The sequence below is a fragment of the Streptomyces sp. NBC_01808 genome (assembly GCF_035917395.1).
Taxonomy (GTDB): domain Bacteria; phylum Actinomycetota; class Actinomycetes; order Streptomycetales; family Streptomycetaceae; genus Streptomyces.
Window position 1 is genome coordinate 4,593,225 of record NZ_CP109072.1, and the last position, 23,565, is coordinate 4,616,789.

At 73.3% G+C, this 23,565-nt stretch carries 34 protein-coding genes; 6 read left to right on the plus strand and 28 right to left on the minus strand.

Annotation, left to right across the window (positions count from 1 at the left end):
- Window position 1: 1 nt before the first annotated feature.
- The 26 genes from OG946_RS20200 to OG946_RS20325 form a co-directional block, all read right to left on the minus strand.
- The gene (locus OG946_RS20200; RefSeq protein WP_326797457.1) at window positions 2–520 is read right to left on the minus strand and encodes a helix-turn-helix domain-containing protein; all 519 of its coding nucleotides are present in this window, start codon (window positions 518–520) and stop codon (window positions 2–4) included.
- Window positions 521–839: 319 nt separating this feature from the next.
- Window positions 840–1,181, minus strand: coding sequence for a hypothetical protein (locus OG946_RS20205; protein WP_326797458.1), 342 nt, complete (start codon window positions 1,179–1,181; stop codon window positions 840–842).
- Between the two features lie 82 nt (window positions 1,182–1,263).
- Complete coding sequence (locus OG946_RS20210; RefSeq protein WP_326797459.1) at window positions 1,264–1,698, minus strand: hypothetical protein; 435 nt, start codon at window positions 1,696–1,698, stop codon at window positions 1,264–1,266.
- A 63-nt stretch (window positions 1,699–1,761) separates the two neighbouring features.
- Window positions 1,762–3,393, minus strand: a complete 1,632-nt coding sequence (locus tag OG946_RS20215; protein ID WP_326797460.1) for a zinc finger domain-containing protein — start codon at window positions 3,391–3,393, stop codon at window positions 1,762–1,764.
- Window positions 3,394–3,536: 143 nt separating this feature from the next.
- The gene (locus tag OG946_RS20220; RefSeq protein ID WP_326797461.1) at window positions 3,537–4,430 is read right to left on the minus strand and encodes a hypothetical protein; all 894 of its coding nucleotides are present in this window, start codon (window positions 4,428–4,430) and stop codon (window positions 3,537–3,539) included.
- Between the two features lie 18 nt (window positions 4,431–4,448).
- Window positions 4,449–4,604, minus strand: coding sequence for a hypothetical protein (locus OG946_RS20225; protein ID WP_326797462.1), 156 nt, complete (start codon window positions 4,602–4,604; stop codon window positions 4,449–4,451).
- Window positions 4,605–4,666: 62 nt separating this feature from the next.
- On the minus strand, window positions 4,667–5,542 hold the full coding sequence (locus tag OG946_RS20230) for a hypothetical protein (RefSeq protein WP_326797463.1): 876 nt from the start codon (window positions 5,540–5,542) through the stop codon (window positions 4,667–4,669).
- Entirely contained in the window at window positions 5,539–6,006 is a 468-nt protein-coding gene (locus tag OG946_RS20235; RefSeq protein ID WP_326797464.1) for a hypothetical protein, read from the minus strand. Before OG946_RS20235 ends, OG946_RS20230 begins: the two co-directional genes overlap by 4 nt.
- Window positions 6,006–6,440, minus strand: coding sequence for a hypothetical protein (locus tag OG946_RS20240; RefSeq protein ID WP_326797465.1), 435 nt, complete (start codon window positions 6,438–6,440; stop codon window positions 6,006–6,008). The genes OG946_RS20235 and OG946_RS20240 overlap by 1 nt, the downstream gene beginning before the upstream one ends.
- The gene (locus tag OG946_RS20245; protein ID WP_326797466.1) at window positions 6,437–6,709 is read right to left on the minus strand and encodes a hypothetical protein; all 273 of its coding nucleotides are present in this window, start codon (window positions 6,707–6,709) and stop codon (window positions 6,437–6,439) included. The genes OG946_RS20240 and OG946_RS20245 overlap by 4 nt, the downstream gene beginning before the upstream one ends.
- Window positions 6,706–7,335, minus strand: a complete 630-nt coding sequence (locus OG946_RS20250) for a zinc finger domain-containing protein (protein ID WP_326797467.1) — start codon at window positions 7,333–7,335, stop codon at window positions 6,706–6,708. The genes OG946_RS20245 and OG946_RS20250 overlap by 4 nt, the downstream gene beginning before the upstream one ends.
- Window positions 7,336–7,434: 99 nt before the next feature.
- Complete coding sequence (locus OG946_RS20255) at window positions 7,435–7,914, minus strand: single-stranded DNA-binding protein (RefSeq protein WP_326797468.1); 480 nt, start codon at window positions 7,912–7,914, stop codon at window positions 7,435–7,437.
- On the minus strand, window positions 7,914–8,414 hold the full coding sequence (locus tag OG946_RS20260) for an HNH endonuclease signature motif containing protein (RefSeq protein WP_326797469.1): 501 nt from the start codon (window positions 8,412–8,414) through the stop codon (window positions 7,914–7,916). The genes OG946_RS20255 and OG946_RS20260 overlap by 1 nt, the downstream gene beginning before the upstream one ends.
- Window positions 8,415–8,566: 152 nt before the next feature.
- Entirely contained in the window at window positions 8,567–8,734 is a 168-nt protein-coding gene (locus OG946_RS20265; protein WP_326797470.1) for a hypothetical protein, read from the minus strand.
- Window positions 8,731–9,276, minus strand: coding sequence for a hypothetical protein (locus OG946_RS20270; RefSeq protein WP_326797471.1), 546 nt, complete (start codon window positions 9,274–9,276; stop codon window positions 8,731–8,733). Before OG946_RS20270 ends, OG946_RS20265 begins: the two co-directional genes overlap by 4 nt.
- Window positions 9,273–9,950 (minus strand): zinc finger domain-containing protein, encoded by a 678-nt coding sequence (locus OG946_RS20275; RefSeq protein ID WP_326797472.1) that lies wholly within the window; start codon window positions 9,948–9,950, stop codon window positions 9,273–9,275. Before OG946_RS20275 ends, OG946_RS20270 begins: the two co-directional genes overlap by 4 nt.
- Window positions 9,947–10,906: a mucin-2 gene (locus OG946_RS20280; protein ID WP_326797473.1), complete on the minus strand. Its 960-nt coding sequence runs from the start codon at window positions 10,904–10,906 to the stop codon at window positions 9,947–9,949. The genes OG946_RS20275 and OG946_RS20280 overlap by 4 nt, the downstream gene beginning before the upstream one ends.
- An 81-nt stretch (window positions 10,907–10,987) precedes the next feature.
- A complete protein-coding gene (locus tag OG946_RS20285) occupies window positions 10,988–11,266 on the minus strand; it encodes a hypothetical protein (protein WP_326797474.1) in 279 nt (92 codons plus the stop codon).
- Complete coding sequence (locus OG946_RS20290; RefSeq protein WP_326797475.1) at window positions 11,263–11,802, minus strand: hypothetical protein; 540 nt, start codon at window positions 11,800–11,802, stop codon at window positions 11,263–11,265. The genes OG946_RS20285 and OG946_RS20290 overlap by 4 nt, the downstream gene beginning before the upstream one ends.
- On the minus strand, window positions 11,799–12,401 hold the full coding sequence (locus OG946_RS20295) for a hypothetical protein (protein WP_326797476.1): 603 nt from the start codon (window positions 12,399–12,401) through the stop codon (window positions 11,799–11,801). The genes OG946_RS20290 and OG946_RS20295 overlap by 4 nt, the downstream gene beginning before the upstream one ends.
- Window positions 12,398–13,435, minus strand: a complete 1,038-nt coding sequence (locus tag OG946_RS20300) for an ERF family protein (protein ID WP_326797477.1) — start codon at window positions 13,433–13,435, stop codon at window positions 12,398–12,400. The genes OG946_RS20295 and OG946_RS20300 overlap by 4 nt, the downstream gene beginning before the upstream one ends.
- A complete protein-coding gene (locus OG946_RS20305; protein WP_326797478.1) occupies window positions 13,432–13,812 on the minus strand; it encodes a hypothetical protein in 381 nt (126 codons plus the stop codon). Before OG946_RS20305 ends, OG946_RS20300 begins: the two co-directional genes overlap by 4 nt.
- On the minus strand, window positions 13,809–14,135 hold the full coding sequence (locus OG946_RS20310) for a helix-turn-helix domain-containing protein (protein ID WP_326797479.1): 327 nt from the start codon (window positions 14,133–14,135) through the stop codon (window positions 13,809–13,811). The genes OG946_RS20305 and OG946_RS20310 overlap by 4 nt, the downstream gene beginning before the upstream one ends.
- A complete protein-coding gene (locus OG946_RS20315) occupies window positions 14,132–14,488 on the minus strand; it encodes a hypothetical protein (RefSeq protein WP_326797480.1) in 357 nt (118 codons plus the stop codon). The genes OG946_RS20310 and OG946_RS20315 overlap by 4 nt, the downstream gene beginning before the upstream one ends.
- 67 nt (window positions 14,489–14,555) lie before the next feature.
- Window positions 14,556–14,738 carry a hypothetical protein gene (locus tag OG946_RS20320; RefSeq protein WP_326797481.1) on the minus strand — a complete coding sequence of 61 codons (183 nt, stop codon included), beginning with the start codon at window positions 14,736–14,738 and terminating at the stop codon, window positions 14,556–14,558.
- Window positions 14,735–14,959, minus strand: coding sequence for an XRE family transcriptional regulator (locus OG946_RS20325; RefSeq protein ID WP_326797482.1), 225 nt, complete (start codon window positions 14,957–14,959; stop codon window positions 14,735–14,737). The genes OG946_RS20320 and OG946_RS20325 overlap by 4 nt, the downstream gene beginning before the upstream one ends.
- Window positions 14,960–15,217: 258 nt before the next feature.
- Between OG946_RS20325 and OG946_RS20330 the strand changes: the two genes are divergently transcribed.
- From OG946_RS20330 to purM, 5 genes are all read left to right on the plus strand, one after another.
- Window positions 15,218–15,673: a helix-turn-helix transcriptional regulator gene (locus OG946_RS20330; protein ID WP_326797483.1), complete on the plus strand. Its 456-nt coding sequence runs from the start codon at window positions 15,218–15,220 to the stop codon at window positions 15,671–15,673.
- A 20-nt stretch (window positions 15,674–15,693) separates the two neighbouring features.
- Window positions 15,694–15,996, plus strand: coding sequence for a hypothetical protein (locus OG946_RS20335; protein WP_326797484.1), 303 nt, complete (start codon window positions 15,694–15,696; stop codon window positions 15,994–15,996).
- 74 nt (window positions 15,997–16,070) lie between these two features.
- Window positions 16,071–17,744, plus strand: coding sequence for a recombinase family protein (locus tag OG946_RS20340; RefSeq protein WP_326797485.1), 1,674 nt, complete (start codon window positions 16,071–16,073; stop codon window positions 17,742–17,744).
- A 38-nt stretch (window positions 17,745–17,782) separates the two neighbouring features.
- Window positions 17,783–19,300: an amidophosphoribosyltransferase gene (gene purF, locus OG946_RS20345; protein WP_326797486.1), complete on the plus strand. Its 1,518-nt coding sequence runs from the start codon at window positions 17,783–17,785 to the stop codon at window positions 19,298–19,300.
- A 57-nt stretch (window positions 19,301–19,357) separates the two neighbouring features.
- Window positions 19,358–20,458 carry a phosphoribosylformylglycinamidine cyclo-ligase gene (gene purM / locus OG946_RS20350; RefSeq protein ID WP_326797487.1) on the plus strand — a complete coding sequence of 367 codons (1,101 nt, stop codon included), beginning with the start codon at window positions 19,358–19,360 and terminating at the stop codon, window positions 20,456–20,458.
- 209 nt (window positions 20,459–20,667) lie between these two features.
- On the opposite strand, the gene OG946_RS20355 is transcribed toward purM, so the two are convergent.
- Window positions 20,668–20,940 (minus strand): DUF3073 domain-containing protein, encoded by a 273-nt coding sequence (locus OG946_RS20355; protein ID WP_047017158.1) that lies wholly within the window; start codon window positions 20,938–20,940, stop codon window positions 20,668–20,670.
- Between the two features lie 350 nt (window positions 20,941–21,290).
- The gene (locus OG946_RS20360; RefSeq protein ID WP_326797488.1) at window positions 21,291–22,373 is read right to left on the minus strand and encodes a Leu/Phe/Val dehydrogenase; all 1,083 of its coding nucleotides are present in this window, start codon (window positions 22,371–22,373) and stop codon (window positions 21,291–21,293) included.
- Window positions 22,374–22,568: 195 nt separating this feature from the next.
- On the opposite strand from OG946_RS20360, the gene OG946_RS20365 reads away from it, so the two are divergent.
- Window positions 22,569–23,402 carry a hypothetical protein gene (locus tag OG946_RS20365; RefSeq protein WP_326797489.1) on the plus strand — a complete coding sequence of 278 codons (834 nt, stop codon included), beginning with the start codon at window positions 22,569–22,571 and terminating at the stop codon, window positions 23,400–23,402.
- Window positions 23,403–23,565: the final 163 nt, after the last annotated feature.

Here is a 23,565-nt window from a genome sequence, read left to right on the forward strand (position 1 = left end):
CTCACCCCCCGTCGGCGCCTCCGTCGTCGTCGGCGTCGCCGGCCGCGGCGGTCAGTGCCTCGCCGAGTGCGCCGAGCATCGAACGCACCTGCTCGGCGCCCTCGCCTCCCTCGGCGGGGGCGATGCGTAGGGACGTGTTCACGGCCGTCTGTACGGATGCGATGATCTGCCGCTGATCGCCGAACCGCGGCTTCTTGAGGTCGGCTGTGTGCCAGTCGCCTTCCTTGCCGGCGAACTCGCCGACCGTGCACGGGGCGAACAACTGCGCGTGCAACTCCTCGGCGGAGCCCTGGAGCTGGAGCGCGAACGCGGCGCGGCGGGCGGCGAGGTCTTCGCGGCGTACGGCGGTGGCGACGGCGACCTCGCCGGCGCGGTCGAACGTGAGGTTCAGCTCGCGGGCGAGCTTCGACACGGTCGAGGGGCTGCGCTTGAGAGCGCGGGCGATTTCGTTGCGGGCCTTGCCCTGCGCGTGGAGGGTGCGCACCTGCTCGCGGTCGGTGTCGTCGATTGGTCGAGCCATGGGCGGTCACCCCCTCGCGTCAGGGCCGGCGGGCATGCGAAACGCCCCGCCGCGGGGGCGACGGGGCGTAGGGGGCGGCCCGTTTTCGGGCACGCCGGAGACGGCGATATTGGAACACACGTGCGACGGTCTGTGCAAGCTCGGTCCGCGCGTGCTGCCTCCCGCGGCCGGGCGCGCGTCGTACGGGCGTGTGCGTCGTACGGGCGTCGTACGCGTCCGACGTCATGCGCGCAGTGCGGCGTACGACCGGACGCCCGGCACCCGTTGTGCGCGTCGTACACAGGGGCGTCGGGCGTCGTACTCCCGTCGTGCGCGCGTCCTACGCGGGCGCGTCGTACGGGGCCGGCGTGTCCCTGACGTGCGGGTATCGCGTATGACGCGGGTCGGGCATCGTCTCGGGTGTGCCGTCGGGCAGGGCGTAGCGCATGGCGATGATGTGGGGCGCGGTGCCGTCGGGCACGTCGTCGTACGTCCATGCGCGGCGGTAGGCGTCGGCGAGCAGGCGCAGTGCGAGGCGGGTGGGTTCGGCGGCGTCGCCGTGCGCGCGCATGACGACGGCGAGATCGTCGCGCATGTCCTCGGTGTTGACGCGCACGGACAGGGAGCGTCCGACGGCCGGCGGGGCGGGCGCGGGCCGCTGGGTAGGGTTGGTGTCAGCCATGGGCGGGTGTCTCCGTCTCGTGGTGAGTCGGGCCCGTCCGGCGGTGGAGTCGCCGCGTGCGGGCCCGCGCTGCTGTCGGGGGCTACTCGGCGGCGGGGTCGTCGGTGGTCGCCTGCTGCTTGGCGTCGCGGATGATCCCGTACACGCGGGCGGGCGTGAGGCCGATCTCGTCGGCGATGCGCGGCGGCTTCTTGCCGCGGGCGGCGGCGGCGAGGATGACGCGCGGTGTCGCGGCTACGGCTGCGTCGCCGGCGGTACGCAGTGCGCGGATGTCGGCGAGGTCGAGGTCGTCGGCGAGGTTGTCGAGGAACTGTTCGCGGGCCGCTGGGTCGTCGCGGGTGTCTTCGTAGGCGCGGGCGAGGTCGTGCACGTCGGCGTACGGGGCGAGGTCGTACGGGTTCGGGTCGCCTGCGGCGGCGCGGCGGGCGGCCTGGTCGCGCTCGTGCCGGGCCACTTCGGCGATGAGCTGTTCGGCGAGGTCGCGGGCTGCGGGGGTCGGCTGGTCGCTGGTGTTCATGCGGTGATGCTCCTCGGTGTGGGTGGGGGGCCCGCCCCCGGGGGTGGGGGCGGGCCGTTCGGGTCAGAACGGGGGCTCGCCGCCCTGCTCCGTGACGCGGGCGGATGCCTCGATTGCGCGGGCCCATCCGGCGTCGCGCTCCTCGGCGAGGCGCCGGTGCTCAAGCGGGGTCAGGCGCGGCCGGGGCCGGCAGGCGTCGTGCCACTGCTCGCCGCGCGGGACGACGTACCCGCACCCATCGCAGCGTGCGGCGCGGCGCGCGTCGCGGTGCGCGTGCGGGCCGTGCTCGCACGGCGCGACCTCAACGGCCTTGCTGCCGGTGTAGCGCAGTACGGACGCGCGGTCTTCGGCCTCGCGGCGGCCGAGTCCGCACATGATCAGCCCTTGCCACTCGCCGCGGATCACGACGCGGTGCGATACGGACCACATGAGCGCGGGCTCAAGCTCGATGGGGCGCGGCTGCTCGGGGGCGAACAGTGCGGGGTACGTGCGGGCGAGGTAGGCGTCAACGGACGCGCGGGTGACCTCCGGCGCGACGGTCTCGGCCGGCGCGGTGACGGCGTCGACCTCGGCGCCCCACGCGGCGACCTCGTCGGCGAGCTGGTCGGCCTCGGCGTGGCCCTGCTTGATGTCGGCGTCAAGCGCCGCGACGCGGTCGTCGAACAGGGCGCCCTGATCGGCGTCCGGCTCGACGGTGAACACGGCGCCGTCGTCGGCCGGCTGCTGGCCGATCCACTCGCCGCGCCACGTGCCGTCGGCGGCCTCGGCCTCGGTGACCAGCTCGGCGGCGAGGCGCTGCTCGTCGTCGAGCTGGGCACGGGCGTTGATACGGGCGGCGTAGGCCGTCAGGAGGGCCTGCTCGGCCTTGCGGTCGAGGCTGGGGGCGCGGTCGCCGCGGGCCTGCGCCTCGCGGTCGGCGGTGGCGCGGTGCGCCGTGATGCCTGCGGCCTGCTCGACCGCCTCGAAGCGGCGGCCGTGCGACTCGCGGGCGGGCTTGCCCGTGCGGGTGGTGCAGCGGGCGCCCGCGGGGACGTGGCAGGTCGGGCAGGTGACGGTGGTGGCGAGGTCTTCGAGGCTGGGCGTGTCTTCGGTCCGCTCGGTGGCCAGCGCGGCGGGCGCCGGCTTGGCGGCGTGACCGGCGCGCTCAATCCACAACTTCGCGGCGCGGCGCTCTGCGGGGGTGGCCTCGAAACCCGGGGCGAGCAGGGTCTCGGCGTACTCGCTGATGACGTGCAGTACGTCGATCGTGGGCCGAATGATCAGGGTGCGGCCTCGGCCGCGGCGTCCGGCGTCGAGGGCTTCGCGGGTGGCCTTGCTGGCGGGGTCGTGGTCGTCTGCGCCGGTCGCGAGGTTGGTACCGGCGAGGAAGTCGGCGAGGGCGCCCGGGATGGTGACCTCGCGGCCGGAGTGGGGCGCGGCCGGCTGCTCGTCGTTGGTGGGCTCCTCGCCCGCGCCGGTGGTGACCCAATACCTCGTAGCGACACCCCAGAGGATCACCTTGCGGCCGTCTGCCGTGGTGCCGTACCGAACGCTGCCACGCAACTCCATGTCGACGATGGTCATGGTCTCGTCGCCGGGGGTGTCCTTCCGGCCGAGCGGGTGACCGTCGCTGTTGGTGTGGATGCGGAACGGCGTCGTGACGCCCTTGAGGGTCCGCCACTCGGGTGCCTGCTCGGTGGTGAAGCTGGTTTCCATCGGGGGTGTCTCCCTGGTTGTCGGGTGCCGGGTGGAGTCCGGCGGGAACTGCAATATAGCGCTTTGACAAACGACAACACAAGCGGTTTGACAAACGGTGACAGTGGGGGGCGTCGGGCAACTCCGGCGCCCCCCACGCCCGTTCACGCCGCGGCAGGCTCCACGCCCCGCTGGCGGGCGTCGAGAGCGGCCCACAGCCCGACCAGCTCGGCCCCGTGCCACGCCCGCCGGCGCCGCTCGTCGAGCGTGGCGGGCGCCCCGCACGCCTCCCCCGTCGAGCAGGTCACCGCGGGCTCGCCCCCGGGCTGGGTGATGCCGACCAGCGGCCCGCGGCACCACGGGCACGGCTCGTCGAGGCAGGTGGTGCGCCCGTCGCGGGCGAGGGCGCGCTCGACGCGGCGGCGGGCGGCGCGGGCGGTCGCCGCGATCTGGTCGAGCAGTACGGCCGGCATGGGGGCGAACAGGTCGTCCGCCGGCTCGTCGAGGGCGCGGCCCTCCAGCCACACGCACGCCCAGTGCAGTCCGTGAGCGCGGCTGCCGGGGGACGCGGCGCGGCCGGTGACGGATGCGCTGTGCTTGGGCAGGCGCCACCGTGCGGGGTCGTCGCGGTCGGCCTGGTCCACGACCATGCGCACGCGGGTGGGAAGGGTGCGGCCGGAAGGGCTCGGGATGCTGACCTCCGGCCGGCGGCGCACGGGGCGCTGTACGGCGTCGGCGACGCGGTCGGCGAGGTCGAATAGCTCGGCCTCGGTCTGCATGGCGGCGTCGAGGGCGTCGAGGTTGAGCGGCGCGGGGTGCTCGCGCAGAACGAGCGGCGTACGGCCGGCGCGCAGCTCGGCCGGCTGCTCGTCGAGGTCGCCCTCGCCGCGGGCGTCGGTGGCGAGTTGGTCGAGGAAGCCGCGGGCCTCGCGGGGCGGCCACTCGGCGGCCGGCGGGCGGGCGATGGCGGCGAGCAGGTCGCCCCACTGGTCGCGGACGGCGGTGAGGTCGTCGGCCGCGCGGCGGGCGAGGGGCGGCGTGTCGAGGGCGGTCGTCATGGTGCGGGGTCTCCCTGGTCAGTTGTCGACGAACACGACGGCGGCCACGCCGCACCACGTGAGCACCGCGGCGACGGCGGCGACGATGGCGGCGAGCTGCGCCTCGGCGGTGAGTGCGTAGGTGCCGGCGCCGGAGAGGGCGCCGAGCAGGGCGCCGAGCAGGAACAGGGGCATGGGGCGTCTCCTGGGCGGTCGAGGGCGGGCGCCCCGCGGTCGAGGCGGGGCGCCCGGGGTGGCTATGCGGCGTCGGGCAGGGGGCGCTTGCAGTCGGCGCAGCGTCGGGCGTGGCCGTCCTGCTCCCACGAACCGGTGCAGCCGCGGGCGTCGTGCTCGTCGACGACCGCGGGCCCGGTCGGGGCGGGGTCGGCGAGCTGGTACGGGATCGGCTCGTCGGGGTCGGTGGGGGCGGCGTAGGTGGGCGGCTTGCCGTCGAGCAGGCGCCGGAGGTCGCCGCGCACGCCCTCGCACATGTCGGCCTCGTACGCGGCGTCGACATACCGGCGGATGGCGGCGAGCTGCTGCTCGGCGGCGAGCGTGCGGCCCCGCTCGTCGGGGTCGGCGGTGATGCCGAACACGACCGGGCTGTCATCCCCGTTGGCGGCGCGGCGGACGGCGTCCGCTGCCGTGGCCGTACGGATGGTGGCGGGGAGTCGGCGCGTCCATGCGTCGGCCATGGTGCGGATGCGGTCGAGGCGCTGCTCGGCCGTGGTGGTGGCGGCCTCGGCGAACTTGGCGAACTCCTCGGCCTTCTCGGCGCGCTCGGTGGCGGCCTGGGCGCGCTGCTCGGCGGCCCGGATGGTGTCGAGGGGGCGCGGGCCCAACACGGCCCGGTACGCGGTGAGCTGTTCCTCGGCGTCGAGCGCGCGCTGTTCCATCTCGCGTATCGCGGCGTCGGCGGCGGCGCGGTTGCGTTCGAGGGCGTGTGTCGTGCCGGTGAGGCTGGCGCGGCCGGCGTCAGCGGCCCGCTGCTCCTCGCGGACGTGCTCGGCGAGGGCGGCGACTTCGGTGGTGCTGAGGGTGCGGCGGGTGGCGCGGGCGAGCAGGATGTCGACGGCTTCGCGGCGGCGGTGGCGTGCGTGGTAGGCGGGTGCGGGTCGACGGCGGTGGGTCACTGGGTGCGCTCCTGGTGGGCGGTGCGGGCGGCGTCGGCGATGGCGTGCAACCGGGCAATGAAGTCGTCGAGCTGATCGAGGGGGATGGACGATCCGCGGAGGTCGGTGCGGAGGTAGATCCCGGGGCCCTGCTCGGGGATGACGGCGACGGCTGCGAGCAGGCGGTCGCCGTCGACGTCGGTGCTGTGCCATGTCGGCCGGCCGTCGCGGTCGGTGCGGTACTGCTCGGGGTCGGGCTGGGCGTCGTCGACGGGGCGCCAGACGGTGAGGGCGCGCTCGGGGTGCCCCGTGACGGTGCTGCCCTTGTCGGCGAGGTGGTTGCGCCAGAACGAGACGCGGGCGCGGGCGGCGCCAGGCTTCGCGTACGGGCCTTCGTGCCACGTCGACGGGCGGCCGTCCTTGCCGGTGCTGGTGATGACGGCGCGGAACACGTCGCGGCCGTCGGCTCCGATGTTGCGGGCCATCAGGCGGCGACCCCCTCGGCGTGGATCTGCTCGACGGTGAACGTGCCGGCGTTGCTGAATCCGGCGAGGAGGTGACCGCGGCCCGTGTCGAGGTCGACGACGACCTCGACGCCCCGTGAGGCGAGGTACGGGCGAACGTTCTTGAGCACCTGCTCGGCGAGCTGGTCGGCGTCGTCGGCGTCGACGGTGAGTTGTCCGGGCGGCTGGCTGCCGTCGCGTCCGCCGTGGCGGCCGACGCGGGTGTATGTCACGCGGTACCGGGTCGACGTGCTGCTCGCGCGGTCGCGCTCGGCGCGCAGCCTGCGGCGGCACACGGGGCCGAGTCCGTCGGCGGCGGGGTGCTTGAGCGCTCGGCCGCACTCCGAGCAGGCGTCGGGTTCGGTGGTGGTGTCGTCGAGCTGGTCGTCGATGGCGAGGGGCGCGGCGGCGTTCACGGCTGGTCTCCCTTGGGGTGTTCGGTGAGGGCTCGGCAGGTGAGGCAGTGCCGGCGGCGGCATCCGTCGCGGGCGAGGGCGGCGAGGGCGCCGGCGGCGGCGGAGTGCTTCCCCCGGCGGATGCCTTCGGCGAAGCCTGCCGCGGCGGCGTGGCTGGCGGAGCGCAACGGAGCGCGACCAGCGCGGCGGCGGGCGACGTGGCCGAGCGGTATCGCTGTGGCGATGACGACCAGGGCGACGAACGCGACCAGGTCGAGGGCGCCCCTCATCGGTTGGCCCTGCGGTGGATGGGGTTCGAGGGGACCAGGGCGCACCGCCGGCACCGGCGCATCGGCCGCTTGGCGTAGCTCGGGCGCAGCGTGACGGGGTCGGCGTCGTGCGGGCGCTCCTGCTCGGCGTCGCACCCGGGGCACGAATCGCGCATGAGGCCGTACCCGTGGGCGCAGTCGACGACGACCGGCACGGCGGGCGCCGGCTCCTCGACGGCGGCCGGTGCGCCCGCGTCGACGAACTCGCGCTCGGGGTGGATGAAGTCGGCGGCCCATGTCGACCAGCCGCGGGCCTTCCCGAGTGCGGTGATGCGCTCGGCGGCAGCGCGGAGCGCGCTCGCCTCGACGGCGGCGGCGTAGGCGGTGACCTGCTCGCCGACCAGCAGCGCGGTTCCGCTGTCGAACTCGGCCGCGGCGCGCGCGTGGTCGTTGGCGTCCATCTCGGCGGCCGGCGAGATTCCGGCGTACGGAGCGATCCGCTCGCTGTGCACGCTGGCACGCCGGATGCGGGTTCCGCCGTGCGAGGTGCACGGGTCGCCCGGCTGCGCGCCGCACCCGGTGCACGTCACGGCCAGGCGGGTGCCGAGGGCTTCGCGCTCGGCGGGGGTCAGAGGGCGTGCGGTCATGACGGGGGTGTCTCCCTGTCTCGGTGTGGTCGAGGGGGTCGCGCGTGCGCGCGGCGCGGGCCGCGACCGGACGCGCGCCGGTCCGGTCGCGGCGTGGTGTCAGAACGGGGGTTCGCTGCTGGGCTGCTGGCCCCATGGGTCGTCCTGGGGGGCCTGCTGCTGGCCCCATCCGCCGGACTGCGGGCGGGCGTTCTGCTGGCCCTGCTGGCGGTCGCCGGTGGTCTTGGTGACGGCGGCGGTCGCGCGGGCGAGGCTCGGGCCGAGGTTGTCGACGTCCAGCTCGACGACGGTCCGCTTCTCGCCCTGCTGCGTTTCGTACGACCGCTGCTTGAGCCGGCCGACGGCGATTACGGCGGTGCCGCGGGTGAGGGATTCGGCGATGTTCTCGGCGAGGGAGCGCCACGCCGAGCAGCGCAGAAAGAGGGTGTCGCCGTCGCGCCACTCCTTCGTGCTCTTGTCGTAGGTGCGCGGGGTCGACGCGACGGTGAACGATGCGACGGCGTGCCCGGCGGGGGTGAACCTCAGCTCGGGGTCGGCGGTGAGGTTTCCGGCGACGGTGATGATGGTTTCGCCTGCCATTACGCGGCGCTCCTGATCGTCTCGGGGGTGGTGTGGGGCGTGAGGCGCGCGACGGCCGGTGCGGCGGCCTTGCGGGCGCGGGCCTGCTCGCGCTTGCACGCGCGGCACTTCCGGGTGCCGTTCGGCGCGATGTACGTGTTCGTCGCGTCGTAGGGGTGGCCGGCGGGGCAGTGCGTGACGGCGGCGCGGCGGGCGACGTGGTTGGTTGAGCGGAGGATGTTCTCGCGGTGCGTGACGGCTTCGAGGTGGGAGGGGCGGACGCACCGGCGGTTGCGGCAGCGGTGGTCTACGTCGTGGCCGTCGGGTATCGGCCCGTGCGCCTGCTCGTACGCGAAGCGGTGGGCCTTGACGGTGCGGCCGGCCCAAAACGTCCCGTATCCCTTGTCGTTCGCGCCGGCGGTCCAGACGTGGCAACGGCCGTGCACGCCGCGTACGAGGGGGAGGGGGCCCGCGGGGTTGACCTTGGCGGCGAACCGCTCGGCGGCTGATGGTGCGGGCATCGGCGGTTCTCCGTTTCGTGCTGAGCGCGGCGGGGCGCTCCCGGTTCGGTGTCGTTCTGAATGTTCTTGCGAGACAGACATGCTTTCTGTCGAGGCAGAAAGTTACCGGCCAGGGGGGCGCCGTGGTGGCTCCGGCGCCCCCCGGGGTCCGGCTACGCGGCCGGCTGCTGGGCGGGGACCTCGACGGCGGGGGCGAGGGTCCAGCCGGCGGCGGTCAGCTCGGCGACGACCAGCTCGGCCGCGTCGGCGTCCGCGAGGTCGTCGCGGCGGCCGTCCGCGACGGCGGCGTGTACGACTGCGACAGCGGCGGCGGGGATCACCGCTGCGCCCCGGTGACGTGCCGGGCCCGCTGCCGGTTCTCCGGGCGGACGATGGCCGGCGGGGTCATCAGCTCGCGGGCGGTGGTCGCGGCCTCGACGGCGAGGCGCCGGCGGCGCTCCTCGACGGCGGCCCGGCCGCGGCGCGCGACCTCGGCCCGGACCTTCAGCAACCACAGCCATGACCGGTGACGGTCGGACTCGTTGGGGCGGTAGCCGGGCGGGGTCGGCGGGTGGCCAGCCGCGGCGAGGGCCTGCTCGGCGTCGCGCTCGGCGGCCAGGGCGGGCCCGTCGAGTTCGTACACGGTGCGCCATACGCCGTACCTGACGTGCTCCTCGACGACGACGTACGCCCCCTGGTCGGCCATCTGCCGGGCGATGCGGTCGCGGGCTTTCTTGTCCTGCGTCGGCTTGATGGCGGGACGGTCGGGGCGTGCGTCCCATGACCCGGTGACCCGGTATCCGCGGGTGTTCTTGGTGCGGTCCCCGCTGGTGGCCTTTCTGCGGTACGGGGCCTTGGCCGGGTGCTTGCGGTTGCGGTTCATGCGGTCTGCTCCTGTCGGGCGGTGTGGCGGGCGGCGGCGCGGTCGAGGCGGCACGGGTGCGGGGTGGCGCGGGTGCGGGCGCGGTTCTTGCCCTGGCGGCACGGCTGGCCAGGGCGGGCCTGGCACCACTCGCACGGCTCGTCGAGCGGGTCGGGCTCGCCGTGGGCGGCGAGGGATTCCCGCTCGGCGCGCACGGGCCGGTGCGGGCGTAGCTGCTCGGCGGCCTCGTCGGGGATGCGGCGGCCGATGCCGGCGAGGCGTTTGGCGACCTCCGGGGCGGGGCCGCCGGTGAGTGCGCGCGGCGCGGTCGAGGGGGCGAGGCCGACGGCCTGCGTCGCGGTCTGCGGGGCGATGCGGCCGTCGGCGACCGCGTCGAGCAGGGCGCGGCGGCGGGCGAGGTACTGCTCGGGCGTCTCGTCGGGCCGGCCGTCGTCGACGACGTTCGCGCGCTCGACGCGCTCGGCCCGGATGCGGGCGCGCTGCTGGCGCACGTGCGCGGGGGTGATCCAGCGTTCGGACTCGGCGTAGTGGCGGGCAACCGCGGCGCGGGCGTCCTGGTCGAGCGGCATCCAGTGGAGCGCGGCGGCCCATGCGCGGGCGTCGGCCTCGCCGACGGTGCGGCGGTCGAACGCGGCGGCCAGCGTCAGCAGTTCGGCGGCGTCGGCGGGCGTCATGCGGGGCTGCCTTCCTGCGCGCGCAGCCGGGCGGCGAGGTCCATCCCGGCGGCGACGCGCTGATCGGTGGTCGAGGAACGGGCGGCGGCGAGGGGGATCACGTCGGCGCCCGGGGTGGTCGGGGCGCCGGCGGCCACGGGCGGGAGCGCGGTCCAGCCGGGCAGGAAGTAGCGGACCGATCGGGGGCGGCTGCGGGCGTTCTGCCACTGGCCGCGGGCGTGGTCGACCAGCGCGGCGACGGCGGTCCGCTTCACGAGCGCTTCGAGGCGGAACCAATCGGCCGTGGCGAGGCTCCACTCGACGACGATTCCGGCCGCGGTCATCGCCTCCCGTAGGGGCCGGATGTTCGGCGGCACGGCGGGGCCGTCCCAGCTAGCTTGCTGTACCTCCGTAGGAGGTACAGCGGGTCGGGTCGGGTCGGGTCGGGGGGACCGTGACGGGTCCAACCCGTCACGCTGTGACACCCCATCCTGACCTGCGATGCAGTCCGGAAACTCGATCTGATTCGCGCCGCTTTCGAGATTTTCCGTCGTCGAATCGTCGTCGATTCGCGGACGATTCGACGGCGATTCGGAACGATTACGCTCCTGGGCCCGCGCGTTGGCGGCCTTCTCGCGGGCCCGCTGCTGCCGCTCGGCTGCTGCGGCACGGCCGGTCTCGACCTTCTCGCGGGTCGGGTTGTAGATCAGGAAGTCGTGCATCACGTAGTCGCCCGCGGGTGGCTGCGGGCAGCGCGAGCAGGTGTGGCCGTGCTCGTGCCACAGGCCGGAGGTGACCAACTTCCGGGCCTGCGGGGCGGTGCCGTAGAGCTGGGCGACGACACCGGGCACGGTGCCCTCGGTGAGGTGCTGGGCGGCGTAGGCGCCGGCGCGCATCCACAGGCCGAGCGCGGCGTTTCCGGCGCGGAGGATCTTCGGGTGAGCGTGGGCGGTGTCGTCCACTTTGAACCATGGCACGGGGGGTGGTGCTCCTGTCTGGGGTGGGGCGCCCGGGGCGAGGGGCCGTTCGGCTCGTCCTCGCCCCGGGGCGGTGCGGGGCTACTGCGGGGCGGTGAGGGCGGCGGCGAACTCGCGGAGCAGCCCGACGCGTTCGGCGGCGCGGCCGACGCATGCGGGGCACCACTCCAGACCGGGCGGCGGCTCGGCCGGCATCGGGTCGACGATCACGGGGTCGCTGTCGCGGTGGGCCCACCCGGCGGCGCCGCACTCGCCGGAGCGGCCAGGGAACGCGCCGTCCTCGCGCATGATGTGCAGTCGCCGGACCTGGGCGGCCCGGCGGCCGGTGCGGCTGCTGTAGCCGCGGTAGAACGCCCTCACGCCTGCCCCCGGGTGGAGAAGGGGCGGGTGCGGGCGGGCTGGTGCCCCTCGCACCGCGGCCCGCAGACGTAGGGGCGTACGCCCTCGTCGTCGGCGCACACGGGGTTGCCGTGCTCGCAGTGCGGCCGGCTCGCCTGCCGGTTGCACTCGGCGCAGTAGCGGCGGCCGTCGGCGCGGCGGCGGGCGTATACCGCCTTGTCGTGCTCGCACGCCCACGCCCGATGCTCCATCCCCGTGATGTCCGCCAGGGCTTCGCGCTCGTGCTGCCGGTTGGCGCGGTCGTCGACGTGGGCGGGCTCGCAGCAGTGCGCGTGCTCACACGCGGGCAGGACCAGTCCGACGGGGGCGCGGCCGGTACGCAGGATGAACGCGGCCTGTGCGGCGGTGTAGTCCTTCCCGCGGTGCCGGAAGCGTCCGGCGCCGGAAGCGGTGCGGCTGGTGCCGGTCCACTCGCGGTGTCCGCCGTCGACGGAGCGCGAACGGCGGGCGAACTGCTCGGCGAGGCCGTCGACGACGGCCGGCGCGGTCGCGTTCACGGGGCCTCGACCTCCGCGGGCGCGGTGAGCGCGTCGAGCTGTCCGGCGAGGGTGCCGTTACGCCACGCGGCGGCGAGGGCGTCCTCACCCCCCTTGCGCCACGTCCGGCTGTACGTACGGGCCCGCGTGGGCTTGATCATGACTCCGGGAACCTCGTGCACCTCGGCCGTCTGGGGGTCGGCCCACTGGGCGGGTCGGGCGCCGGTCTCGCTGGGGGAGAGGCCGACGGCTGCAATGGCTGCCAGTAGCTCGGCGGTGGCCCACGGCTTGACCGTGCGCACGACGCGGGTCTCGGTCCACGCCTCGTCAGGGAATCGCTCGCGCACCCATCGGGCGAACGCCTCCTCATCGACGACAACCGGCCCGGTCTCGCCCTTGCGGAGTGAGATCGTGGCAACGGCCGTGCCGTCGGGGAGCTGGGCGGCGACGCGCTCGGTTCCGTCGCGCTCGTCGGCGGCGTCGAGGGCGCGCTGTGTGCGGGCCCGTACGTCCTTCTTCAACGCGGCGACGCGGGCGGCGACCAGGTCGATTGCGGCGGCTTGGAGGGCGAGGTCGCGCAGCGATTCGACCGGCTGCTCGGGCTGCTCGGTGGCGGTCACGCGGCGGCCCCGTTCGCGGCGTCGAGCAGGTCGTCGCGCATCTCGCGAAGCTGCTCGGGCGTGGCCTGCTGCGGGCTGGTCTGGAACCGGGCGCCGAACGCCTCGTCGGCCTCGCGCTGGTCCGTGAGCCCGGCGGCCTGGGCCGCGTCGTACATCTCGCCGAGCGCGGCGGCGTGCTCGGCGGCGGCCTCCTGCTTGGCGGGCTCGCCCTGCCAACTCGCCTCCCCCGCGGCGTCGGTCACCTCGTCGACGACCCGCGGCCCGGCCGGCTGCTGGGCGGCCTTCGCGCGCTCGGCGGCGACGGCGTCGAGCTGGGCGAGGTAGTCGGCGGGGGCGCCCGCCTGGACGGCGGCGGCCCGGATCTTGTCGAACTCCTCGCGGCTGTTCGCGTTCCGGGCGACGGCGAGGTAGTCGGGACGCTGCTGCTGGTCCTGCTCGGCGCGGGTGTCGCGGCGCTGCTGTCCGCCCTGCTGGCGTTGCTGCCCGCCGCGGCGCTGCTGGCGCTGCTGCTGGCGCTGGGCCCGCTCGGCGCGGTGCTCCGCGGGCGGCTCCGGGGTCTGGCGGTCGCCGTCGTCGATGCTGCGGCCGTCCACGGGGAGCATGAACAGGGTGAACAGAAGGTATTTCAAGGCCGCGGACTGGGCCTTGTTGGTCGCCTTGTCGGCGAAGTCGAACGCCTCGCCCGGCACGTCGGCGAGCAGACAGTCGCCTGCGGGCCCGTAGATGCGGTACCGCATCGTGATCACGGTGCGGGTCATCTTCCCGTCCCGGGCCTGCTGGTGCTCGGCGATGCTCGGCAGGATGAACAGGCCGTGCGTACGCATCGGGCCCGCCATGGCGGACATCACGTCATCGATCCCGCGGAACTGGTAGTTCTGCTGGGTGTTGCGCTGGTTCTTCCCGACGGGCATCGCGTCGCGCATGACGGCTGCGACGACGGCGAACACTCGCGGGGCGTCGGTCGGCGCTCCCTCGGGTGCAGGGAGGTACGCGGTCTGGATGTGCGGCGCGGTGCCGGGGGCGGGGGTGGTCATGCGGCGGTTCCGTTCTGCGAGGTGCGGCGGGTACAGGCGGCGCGGGCGGTCAGGTCGTCGGCGAGGCGGATCGCTTCGCGGTCGCCGAGCACGGCGTCGAGGTGGGCGGCGGCGGGGGACTCGTCGAGCAGGGCCTCGCGGGTGCCGTCGGCCTCGGCCGCGCACATCGCGCGGCCGTAGTCCGTGGCGTCCGGGTCGGTGACGGCGTGGTCAAGGTGACCGACGGCGTCGGCGTGGGCGAGCAGCAACCGGCCGACGGCGTCGGGGTCGTCGGCGTAGGCGGTCGCGAGGTCGTCGACGACGGGCGCGAAGCGGTCGGCGAGCGGGATCCGTACGGCCCTGCCGTCGGCGGTGAGCTGTGGGCGAATGCGGATCACCGGTCGGCCTCCGTCCCGCACGCCTTGCAGGTGAACCCGGCGGGCGGGCGGCCCGCGCACGTCGGACACGGGCCGCCCTCGAACATCTCGGCGATGCTCAGGCCGAACACCTGGGCTGCGGCGACCACCAGATCGACGGGGATGGTTCCGACTCGGCCGGTTTCCTGGTTGGAGATGACGGCGCGGGTGATGGGGTACCCGGCGGCGGTGATGGCGTCGGCGAGCTTCTGCGCGCTCATCCTGCGGCCGATGCGGTACGCCCGGATGCGGGCGATGACGTCGGCGGAGACTGCGGCGGCTGGCGGGTATTCGGGGCGGATCACTGGTGCAGCTCCTCGGGCATGGTCGGCTCGTCGACGGCCAGGGCGCCCGTGATGGCGTCGTAGAGCTGCGGGCGGGTCCAGTCGGCGGCGGGGAACATGCGGCGCAGCAGGCCGCGGGCGGCGCGGTGCGCGTCCCGGTCGGCCTCGATCGGCCGGCCGTCGGCGTCGTCGAGGGCGACCCACGTCGCGCGGTGCCGGGCGCCGGCGCGGTCGGTCGTCACGGGAACGGTGCGGACGCGCGCGGTTCCGGGGGCGATCTGGTCGAGCTGGCGGGCGATCACGGCCGTCCGCGTGCGGTGCCGGTCGTCGGCGTCGGGGGTCGGGGTCTGGTGGGTAGGCTTGGGCGTGTTCACGATCGGACCTCTCGGGGTTCGGTTGGGAGGGCCGTCCGGGTCGCGTCCGGGCGGCCCTTTCGCGTGGTCAGGCGGCGGCGCGGTAGGCCGCGGTGGGGGAGTGCTGTCGTTCGAGGGCGGCGAGGCGTTCCTCGACATCGCGGGGGAGGCGGCCGGCGGCGCGGTCGGCGGCGAGGCGGGCGCGGGCGGCATCGAGCACGGCGCGGGCGTTGGCGAACGCCTGCTCGCGGGGGATCACGTCGGCGGTCACGTGGCGGCGCCGTTCGCTGCTTCGGCGGGCTTGAGCAGGCGGGCCGCGGGGACGCCGTACGCGGCCTCAACGGCGGCGGCCAGGCGGAGACTTGGGGCGGTTTTGCCCGTCCAGAGACGCCATGCGGTGGTGGGGGCAACCTTCAGCCGGGCTGCGGTGTCTAGGTAGTGCGCGTCCCCCTTGTCCTGGGCGACGGCGCGGAAGAGCGTGCGGTCGTACACGATGCTTTCCTTTCTCGCCAGACAGATTGTCTGGCGAGACAGAAAGTAGCACCTTGCTTTCTGGAATGAAAGCTAGCTGCAAGTCTTGCCCGGGGTGCCCCCTTGCGAGGCGGTACAACGTCGGTAGAATCGCACTGGCGTTCGACACGAAAGCCCAGGTAGACACACGGTTCAACAGGAGTAACGCGGTGCAGCACTTAAGTGCCACGCCTGACAGTAGGCATGGCATGCCACAGCCAGGCGCGCTAAATTTCACGCATGAAAAACACCAAGCGCGACGACGGCGACCGCGCGAAGCGGTTCGCCGACTGGCTGCGAGATCAACTCACGCGCCGCGGGTACGACCTCTCGGGCCCGCGCAGCGGCGGGAAGTCGGCGTTCGCCGAGCACTCAGGCATCAGCGCCTCCACGGTCGGCCGGATGCTGCGCGGGGACAAGATCACAGACACGCGCGTACTCGGCCTACTCGCCCAGGCCCTCGGCGAACCGCTCAGCGACATCCTCGTGCGTGCCGGCATCATCACGGCCGACGAACTCGGCGCTGTACAGCGACCATCCCCCGGCGACCGCCGCATCACCCCTGAACAGGCCGCCGACGAACTGGGCATCACCGACGCGCAGTCACGCCGCGTCTTCGTCTCCATGGCCGAGACCCTGCAACGCACCCAACCCCCCACCTCCACCAACGGCGATCAGAGGGTCGCCGACCAGTAAATCCCCCACCCGGAGGTCACGTGATCAGCCACACCATGTACGCACTCAGGCCGCTTGCTCTCGGCCTGCTCTTCATCGGCCTCGCCATGGGCGTAGCGGGCGTGATCACGGGCAGCGATTCGCCCATGCGGGCCGGCATGCTCACCAGCCTTGCCGCACTCCCCGCGGCCGTCCTCGGCATGATGCAGCGCGCGCACATCCTCGCCGACGACCAGCTCGCCGACGCGCACCGCGCCGGATACGAGCTTGCCCTCGACCACGTGGCCCGCGGCCTGCTCGACCAGCCGGCCGACCACACACCCCCGCACGGCGCCCGGTACTGACTCGACGACCTCGACCCGCTACCGGGCGTGCGCCGACTGCACGTGCTTCCTACCCCCGACAAAAGGCACGCCATATGACGATCACCCACCTACCCGCTACCTTCCAAGGCTCGCCCGACGTGCTCGGCGAGCCCTGGCTCGGGTACATCAGAGTCAGCACCTACAAAGAGGAGCAGATCAGCCCGGAACTACAGCGCGAGGCCATCGAGCAATGGGCCCGCCGCACCGGCCGCCGCATCATCGATTGGGTTATCGATCTCGACGTCTCCGGGCGCCACTTCAAACGCAGGATCGTGGGCGCAATCGAACGGGTCGAGGCAGGTGAAGCGCGCGGTATCGCGGTGTGGCGATACAGCAGGTTCGGCCGCAACCGCACCGGCAACGCCGCCAACCTCGCCCGGCTCGAAGCCGTCGGCGGGCAGCTCGAATCGGCAACCGAACCGATCGACGCACGGACAGCCGTCGGAGAACTCCAACGCGAAATGATCTTCGCGTTCGGCAACTTCGAGAGCAACCGCGCCGGCGAGCAGTGGACCGAAGCCCACGACCACCGACGCAGCAACGGACTACCCGCCACCGGCCGCCCACGCTTCGGCTACATCTGGCACCCCCGCCGACTACCCGACGGGAAAGGGGGGTGGATCCTCCAGCGCGAGCGCTACGAGCCGGATCCCGAGTTGGACGGCGTGAACGCCACCCTGTACGACCGGTACATCGCAGGCGAGGGCTTCACCAAGCTCGTCCGCTACCTCAACGGCGCCGGATACACCACGGTCAACGGCAACGCATGGGCGGTGAGCACCCTCGCCCGATGGATGGACAGCGGGTTCGCCGCCGGTCTTCTCCGCGTCCACGCGGCGGACTGCCCATGCGACGGCCGGCACTGCAACCGGTACGACTACATCAAGGGGGCACACGAACCTGTCATCGCCACGACGCGGGAGGCGGCGGCCGAGAAATGGCGCGTGTACCTCAAACGTCGTCAGGCAGCACAGCGGATGGCGCCCCGTGAGCTACAGGGCTCGTACACCCTCACCGGGTTGATGCGGTGCGGGCGATGCCGCGGCGCATGCCGCATCGTCGCCTTCTCCAGCAAGAAGCGCCGCATACGCAAGCCCGGGTACTCCGTCCGATGCCTCAAGCACAGCCACGCCGGAGAGACGGTGTGCAAGGGCGTATGGAGCCGACGAACCGTCGTCGAGGCCGCAGTGTTCGAGTGGCTGGCGGAAGGGGCAGCCGACGGTATCGACGCCGTGCCCGGGGAGGCCGAGCGACCGCGTACCCCCAACGGTGCAGCAGTACGAGCGAAGCGCCGCGCCAAGCTGGAGGCGGATCACGACCAGGCGGAAGCCGCCATCGCTCGCCTGATGGTGGACCGCGCCAAGGCACCGGACCTCTACCCGGAAGAGACCTTCCGTGTAGCGAAGGCGGAACTTGAACGGGACCGCGATCGGGCCATGGAAGCGCTCGGCGAGCTGAAGGCAGAGGAGGAGGAAGGCCCCACCTTCCAGGACTGCGAACCGGTCGTCGTCGGGTTGCTGCTGGAGTGGACGACGCTCCCGACCCAAGCGCGGAACGCGATCCTGCGCCAGCTCATCCGGCGTGTGGTGCTGGCACCCATCGAGAGCGATGGTGGCGATAGTGACAAGCCTCACTATCGATACGAGGTACACCCCGTGTGGGAGCCTGATCCCTGGGCTGAGCCCCAGGAAGAGGCGGCCGAAGCCGTAGGGGCGCCGGCCTCCTAGCTCGTCTGACACAGATCCAGGCGAGTTACAGTGTCTTTGTGCGTGGAGACGGACGACTCAGCCACGACCTGCTTCCCGGCGAGAAGGGCCCCCAGGACGCCTGCGGCGTCTTCGGCGTCTGGGCCCCGGGCGAGGAGGTCGCCAAGCTCACCTACTTCGGACTGTACGCACTGCAGCACCGGGGACAGGAGTCCGCGGGTATCGCGGTGAGCAACGGTTCACAGATCCTCGTCTTCAAGGACATGGGCCTGGTCTCGCAGGTCTTCGACGAGACATCCCTCGGCTCCCTCCAGGGCCACATCGCCGTGGGTCACGCGCGCTACTCGACCACCGGTGCCTCCGTGTGGGAGAACGCGCAGCCCACCTTCCGGGCCACCCCCCACGGGTCGCTCGCGCTCGGCCACAACGGCAATCTCGTCAACACCGCCGAGCTGTCCGAGATGGTCGCCGCGCTGCCCCCGGAGGGCGGCTCGCGCAGCGGCAGGGCGGCGGCGACCAACGACACCGACCTCGTGACCGCGCTCCTCGCCGGCCAGGTGGACGACGACGGCAAGCCGCTGACCGTGGAGGAGGCCGCGCCGCTGGTGCTGCGGCGGGCCAAGGGCGCGTTCAGCCTCGTCTTCATGGACGAGCAGACGCTCTACGCCGCCCGCGACCCCCAGGGCATCCGGCCGCTCGTGCTCGGGCGCCTCGACCGCGGCTGGGTGGTGGCGTCGGAGAGCGCCGGGCTCGACATCGTCGGGGCCAGCTTCATCCGTGAGGTGGAGCCGGGCGAGCTGATCGCGATCGACGAGAACGGGCTGCGCGCCAGCCGCTTTGCCGAGGCAAAGCCCAAGGGGTGTGTCTTCGAGTACGTGTACCTCGCCCGGCCCGACACCGAGATCGCCGGCCGGAACGTCTACCTCTCCCGCGTCGAGATGGGCCGCCAGCTCGCCGCGGAGGCCCCCGCCGACGCCGATCTGGTGATACCCACGCCCGAGTCCGGCACCCCCGCCGCCATCGGATACGCGGAGGCCAGCGGCATTCCGTACGGGGCCGGGCTGGTCAAGAACAGCTACGTGGGCCGGACCTTCATCCAGCCCTCCCAGACCATCCGGCAGCTCGGCATCCGGCTGAAGCTGAACCCGCTCAAGGAGGTCATCGGCGGCAAGCGCCTCGTCGTCGTCGACGACTCCATCGTCCGCGGCAACACGCAGCGCGCGCTGGTACGGATGCTCCGCGAGGCCGGCGCCGCCGAGGTGCACGTGCGCATCTCGTCGCCCCCGATCAAGTGGCCGTGCTTCTTCGGCATCGACTTCGCCACCCGCGCCGAGCTGATCGCCAACGGCATGTCGGTCGAGGAGATCTGCCAGTCGCTGGGCGCGGACTCGCTCGCGTACATCTCCACCGACCGGATGATCGAGGCCACCGGCATCCCCAAGAACGACCTCTGCCGCGCCTGCTTCGACGGCGAGTACCCGATGGACCTGCCCGACCCGGAGCTGCTGGGCAAGCACCTGCTGGAGACCGAGGTCGCCGGCGGGCGCGACGCCGCCGATGCCCTGCGCCGCCCGTAGCGCCGGCGCCCAGGCCCCATCCGATCCCAGGTGAACGACCCGGAGGACCCCAACGCCATGTCTGGTGCCAGCCAGCCCCCCGCCCCCGCCGCTGCCCCCGCCGCCGGCTCCTACGCGGCGGCGGGCGTCGACATCGAGGCCGGTGACCGCGCCGTCGAGCTGATGAAGGAGTGGGTGAAGAAGACCCGGCGGCCGGAGTCGGTCGGCGCGCTCGGCGGCTTCGCCGGCCTCTTCGACGCCTCCGTGCTCAAGCGCTACGAGCGCCCGCTGCTCGCCTCCGCGACGGACGGCGTGGGCACGAAGGTCGCGGTCGCGCAGCGCATGGACGTGCACGACACCATCGGGCACGACCTGGTCGCCATGGTCGTCGACGACCTGGTGGTGACGGGCGCCGAGCCGCTGTTCATGACGGACTACATCTGCGTCGGCAAGGTCGTGCCGGAGCGGGTCGCGGCGATCGTCAAGGGCATCGCCGAGGGCTGCGTGCTGGCCGGCTGCGCGCTGGTCGGCGGCGAGACGGCGGAGCACCCGGGGCTGCTGGGCCCCGACGAGTACGACGTGGCGGGCGCCGGCACCGGCGTCGTCGAGGCCGACGCCCTTTTGGGCGCCCGATGCGTCCGTACGGGTGACGCGGTCGTCGCGATGGCCTCCTCGGGCCTTCACTCCAACGGGTACTCGCTGGTGCGCCACGTCCTGCTGGACCGCGCGGGCTGGGCGCTGGACCGGGCGGTGCCGGAGTTCGGCCGCACGCTCGGCGAGGAGCTGCTGGAGCCGACGAAGATCTACTCGCTGGACTGCCTCGCGCTGCTGCGCGCCACCGAGGTGCACGCCTTCTCGCACGTCACGGGCGGCGGGCTCGCCAGCAACCTGGCCCGGGTGGTGCCCGAAGGACTGCGGGTCGTCATCGACCGCGGGACGTGGGCGCCGGGCGCCGTCTTCGACGTGGTCGGGGAAGTGGGCCGGGTCGAGCGGGCGGAGCTGGAGCGGACGCTGAACATGGGCGTCGGCATGGTCGCCGTCGTGCCGCAGGCGTCGGTGGACGTCACGCTCGCGCTGCTCGCGGACCGCGGGGTCGACGCCTGGGTCGCCGGCGAGGTGCGCGGGCAGGACGAGACGGGGGCGGGTGGTGTCGAGCTTACGGGGGGCTATGCCCGCTGAGACTGCCGCCGCCACTGCCGCCGCCGGCGCCTACGACGCGTACCGGGCGTACGGCACGTACGGCGTCACCGGCGCCCGGGTCGTGTGCGGGGAGTGTGCCTACGGGCCCGTACGCCCTGAGTGTGCGGGCGGCTGTACCCGATTCACGGCAGCAAAAAGGGCCCGTCCGGGGGTGCCCCCGAGCCGAGCTCCGATTTGCTGTCTGCGGTTCAGGCCCCGCGACGCTGCTCCGACGAGCCGGCCGAGTCCTCGCCGTCGTCGTCGTCCTCGTCCTCGTACAGCTCCGCGTAGCGTGCGTACAGGTCGTCGTCGGGAGACTCTTCCTCGACTTGCTGCTGCTGTTGCTGTTGACCGTTCGACGGCGGCTTCGTCGTCGATGCGCCCAGCTCTTCGGCAAGGCGTGAGAGGTCAGTCCCACCGCTGCTGTACTTCAGCTGGCGGGCGACCTTCGTCTGCTTGGCCTTGGCCCGGCCGCGCCCCATGGGTCGACCCCCTCAAACGACGGGGCTCGATGGCCCCAGAGTCTGACACGCGTTCATGATCGGAAGCGGACTCTCCGTTTAAGAGAGACCGTCCATCGGGGTTCAACGGTACCTGTTTCTGCACCCTGACGGTACGTCGCTGGCAGCACGGGCCCCGCCGCCGATCCCGGTGGAGCCCGTGTCCCCGCTGGTCAAGACCCGATTCTATCGTCTGACGAGGAGCGACCCGCCGCGCGGTGGTGAGATGCGTTACGTGACGTCGCTGCTTTGCCTTGGCGAATGTGCACATCCGCCTCGCCCGCCCCGCGCACGGCGGGGCGGGCCGCAGGGCGGCCGGGGGCGTACGGCGCTCAGCCGCGGCGCCTGGCCTCCGCCATGCGCTGCTCCGCGATCCGGTCCGCCGCCACCGCCGGGGGCACGCCGTCGGACGCCGCCCGGTGGAATATCTCCACCGTCGTGTCGAAGATCCGCGCTGCCTTCGCCCGCGCCCGGTCCATGTCGAAGCCGTGCAGCTCGTCGGCGACCTGGATGACGCCGCCCGCGTTGACCACGTAGTCCGGGGCGTAGAGGATCCCGCGGTCGGCCAGGTCCTTCTCCACGCCCGGGTGCGCGAGCTGGTTGTTCGCGGCGCCGCAGACGGCCTTCGCGGCGAGCACGGGCACCGTCTCGTCGCTGAGCGCCCCGCCCAGCGCACACGGCGCGTACACGTCCAGCGGCTCGCGGATCAGCGCGTCCGTGTCCGCCGCGACGGCCACGCCGGGGTGCGCGGCCCGTACCCGGGCCACCGACTCCTCCCGTACGTCGGTGACCACGACCTCCGCGCCGTCCGCCACCAGGTGGTCCACCAGGATGTGCCCCACCTTGCCGACCCCGGCGATGCCGACCCGCCGGCCGCGCAGCGACGGCGTGCCCCACAGGTGCTCTGCCACCGCGCGCATGCCCTGGAAGACGCCGAACGACGTCAGCACGGAGGAGTCGCCGCAGCCGCCGTTCTCGGGTGAGCGGCCGGTGGTCCACCTGTTCGTACGGGCGACCACGTCCATGTCCTCGACGTACGTGCCGACGTCGCACGCCGTGACGTAGCGCCCGCCGAGCGAGGCGACGAAGCGGCCGTAGGCCAGCAGCAGGTCCTCGGTCTTCGCCCGGTCGGGGTCGCCGATGATCACGGCCTTGCCGCCACCGTGGTCGAGGCCGGCCATTGCGTTCTTGTAGGACATGCCGCGGGAGAGGTTCAGCGCGTCCAGGACCGCGGCCTGCTCGGGGTCGGCCGACGAGGCGTAGTCGTGGAAGCGGGTGCCGCCGAGGGCCGGGCCCAGGGCGGTGGAGTGCAGGGCGATGACCGCCTTGAGGCCGGTCTCGCCGTCCTGGCAGAGGACAACCTGTTCATGTCCGCCCTGATCGGAGCGGAAGAGTGTGGAGAGAACGTCGGTCACGGTGGTGACTCCGGTTTGGTCGCGGGCTGCTGCCCTCCAGGGGTGGGGAGGGCAGGTAGTGGCTCAAGCGTAGAGCGGCGCCGCCCTCCGGGACCCCCCGGCGGGGTCTCGGGTCCCCAGGAGGCGTCCCCCCGGAGGACTCAGCACCATAGTCTGCGGGAGACTCGGATACCTACGTGGGCGAGGGGAGAGGGTGTGGCCGTGATGTCGTCACTGGTGGTCCCGTACGCGACGTATCTGCGCGTGTACGAGCCGCTGGCCGCCTTCCCCGAACCCGAACGCACCCACTGGTACCGCTACGCGGCCCGCAAAGCCGCCCCCACCAGCCAGGACGAGCTGCTACGGGCGCTCGCCGGGCTGGCCGGCACCCCGCCGACGGCGGCCCCGGCGCACGAGAGCGGCGACGCCTTCGTCGCCGACGTGGACGGCGTGACGTGCGTCTGCCCGTGGCGCACGCGGCTGCGGAGCTGGCTGGCGCTGGACGAGCTGGTCGAGGAGCTGCCCAAGCCGGTGCTGGAGGCGGCGCTGCCCGAGGTCGTACGGGAACAGGCGCTCGCCGATCACGCGCGGTGGCGGGTGGACAACCCGGACGCCCGCCCATGGATCAGGTCCGCGGTGTGGACGGTGCCGATGCGCTGGTTCGTGCTCTTCTCCGACGAGGAGCGGGAGTACGAGACGGGCGCACGCACCCTGCTGCGCTACCGCACGCCCATGGTGCAGGCCAGGCGCCGGGTGGCGCGCGGGCTGAAGTCGCTGCGCGACGCGGTGGGGCAGGCGCCGCTGGTCGAGGGTCTGGTGGACGTCGGAAAGTGGCTGGAAGAGTTCCATCCGCGGTCGCTGGTGGAGCTCGACTACGGCGGCCTCGTGCACGTACTGCCGAAGGAGCACCTGGCGGAGGACCGGTCCGCGGCGGAGGTCGCGGAGGGCATCGCGGCGCTGGCGGCCGGGGACGAGGAGCGGGCCGGGCGGGCGTACCAGCGGCTGACGGACCGCTGGGGCGTGGTGCGCGAGCGGCAGTTCGCCAGCTAGGCCGCACGGGCGGGGCGCCCGGCGGCCGTTCGGCGGGGTGTCGGCGGGGGTTCTGGCAAGGGGTCCGGCAAGCGCTCACTAGTGTGACGAACAAATCCGGACTAGTGTCCCGCCATGCCTCGGTACGGAAGGGGCCGTTCGGTCCCTGCCCCTGGGGACCTTG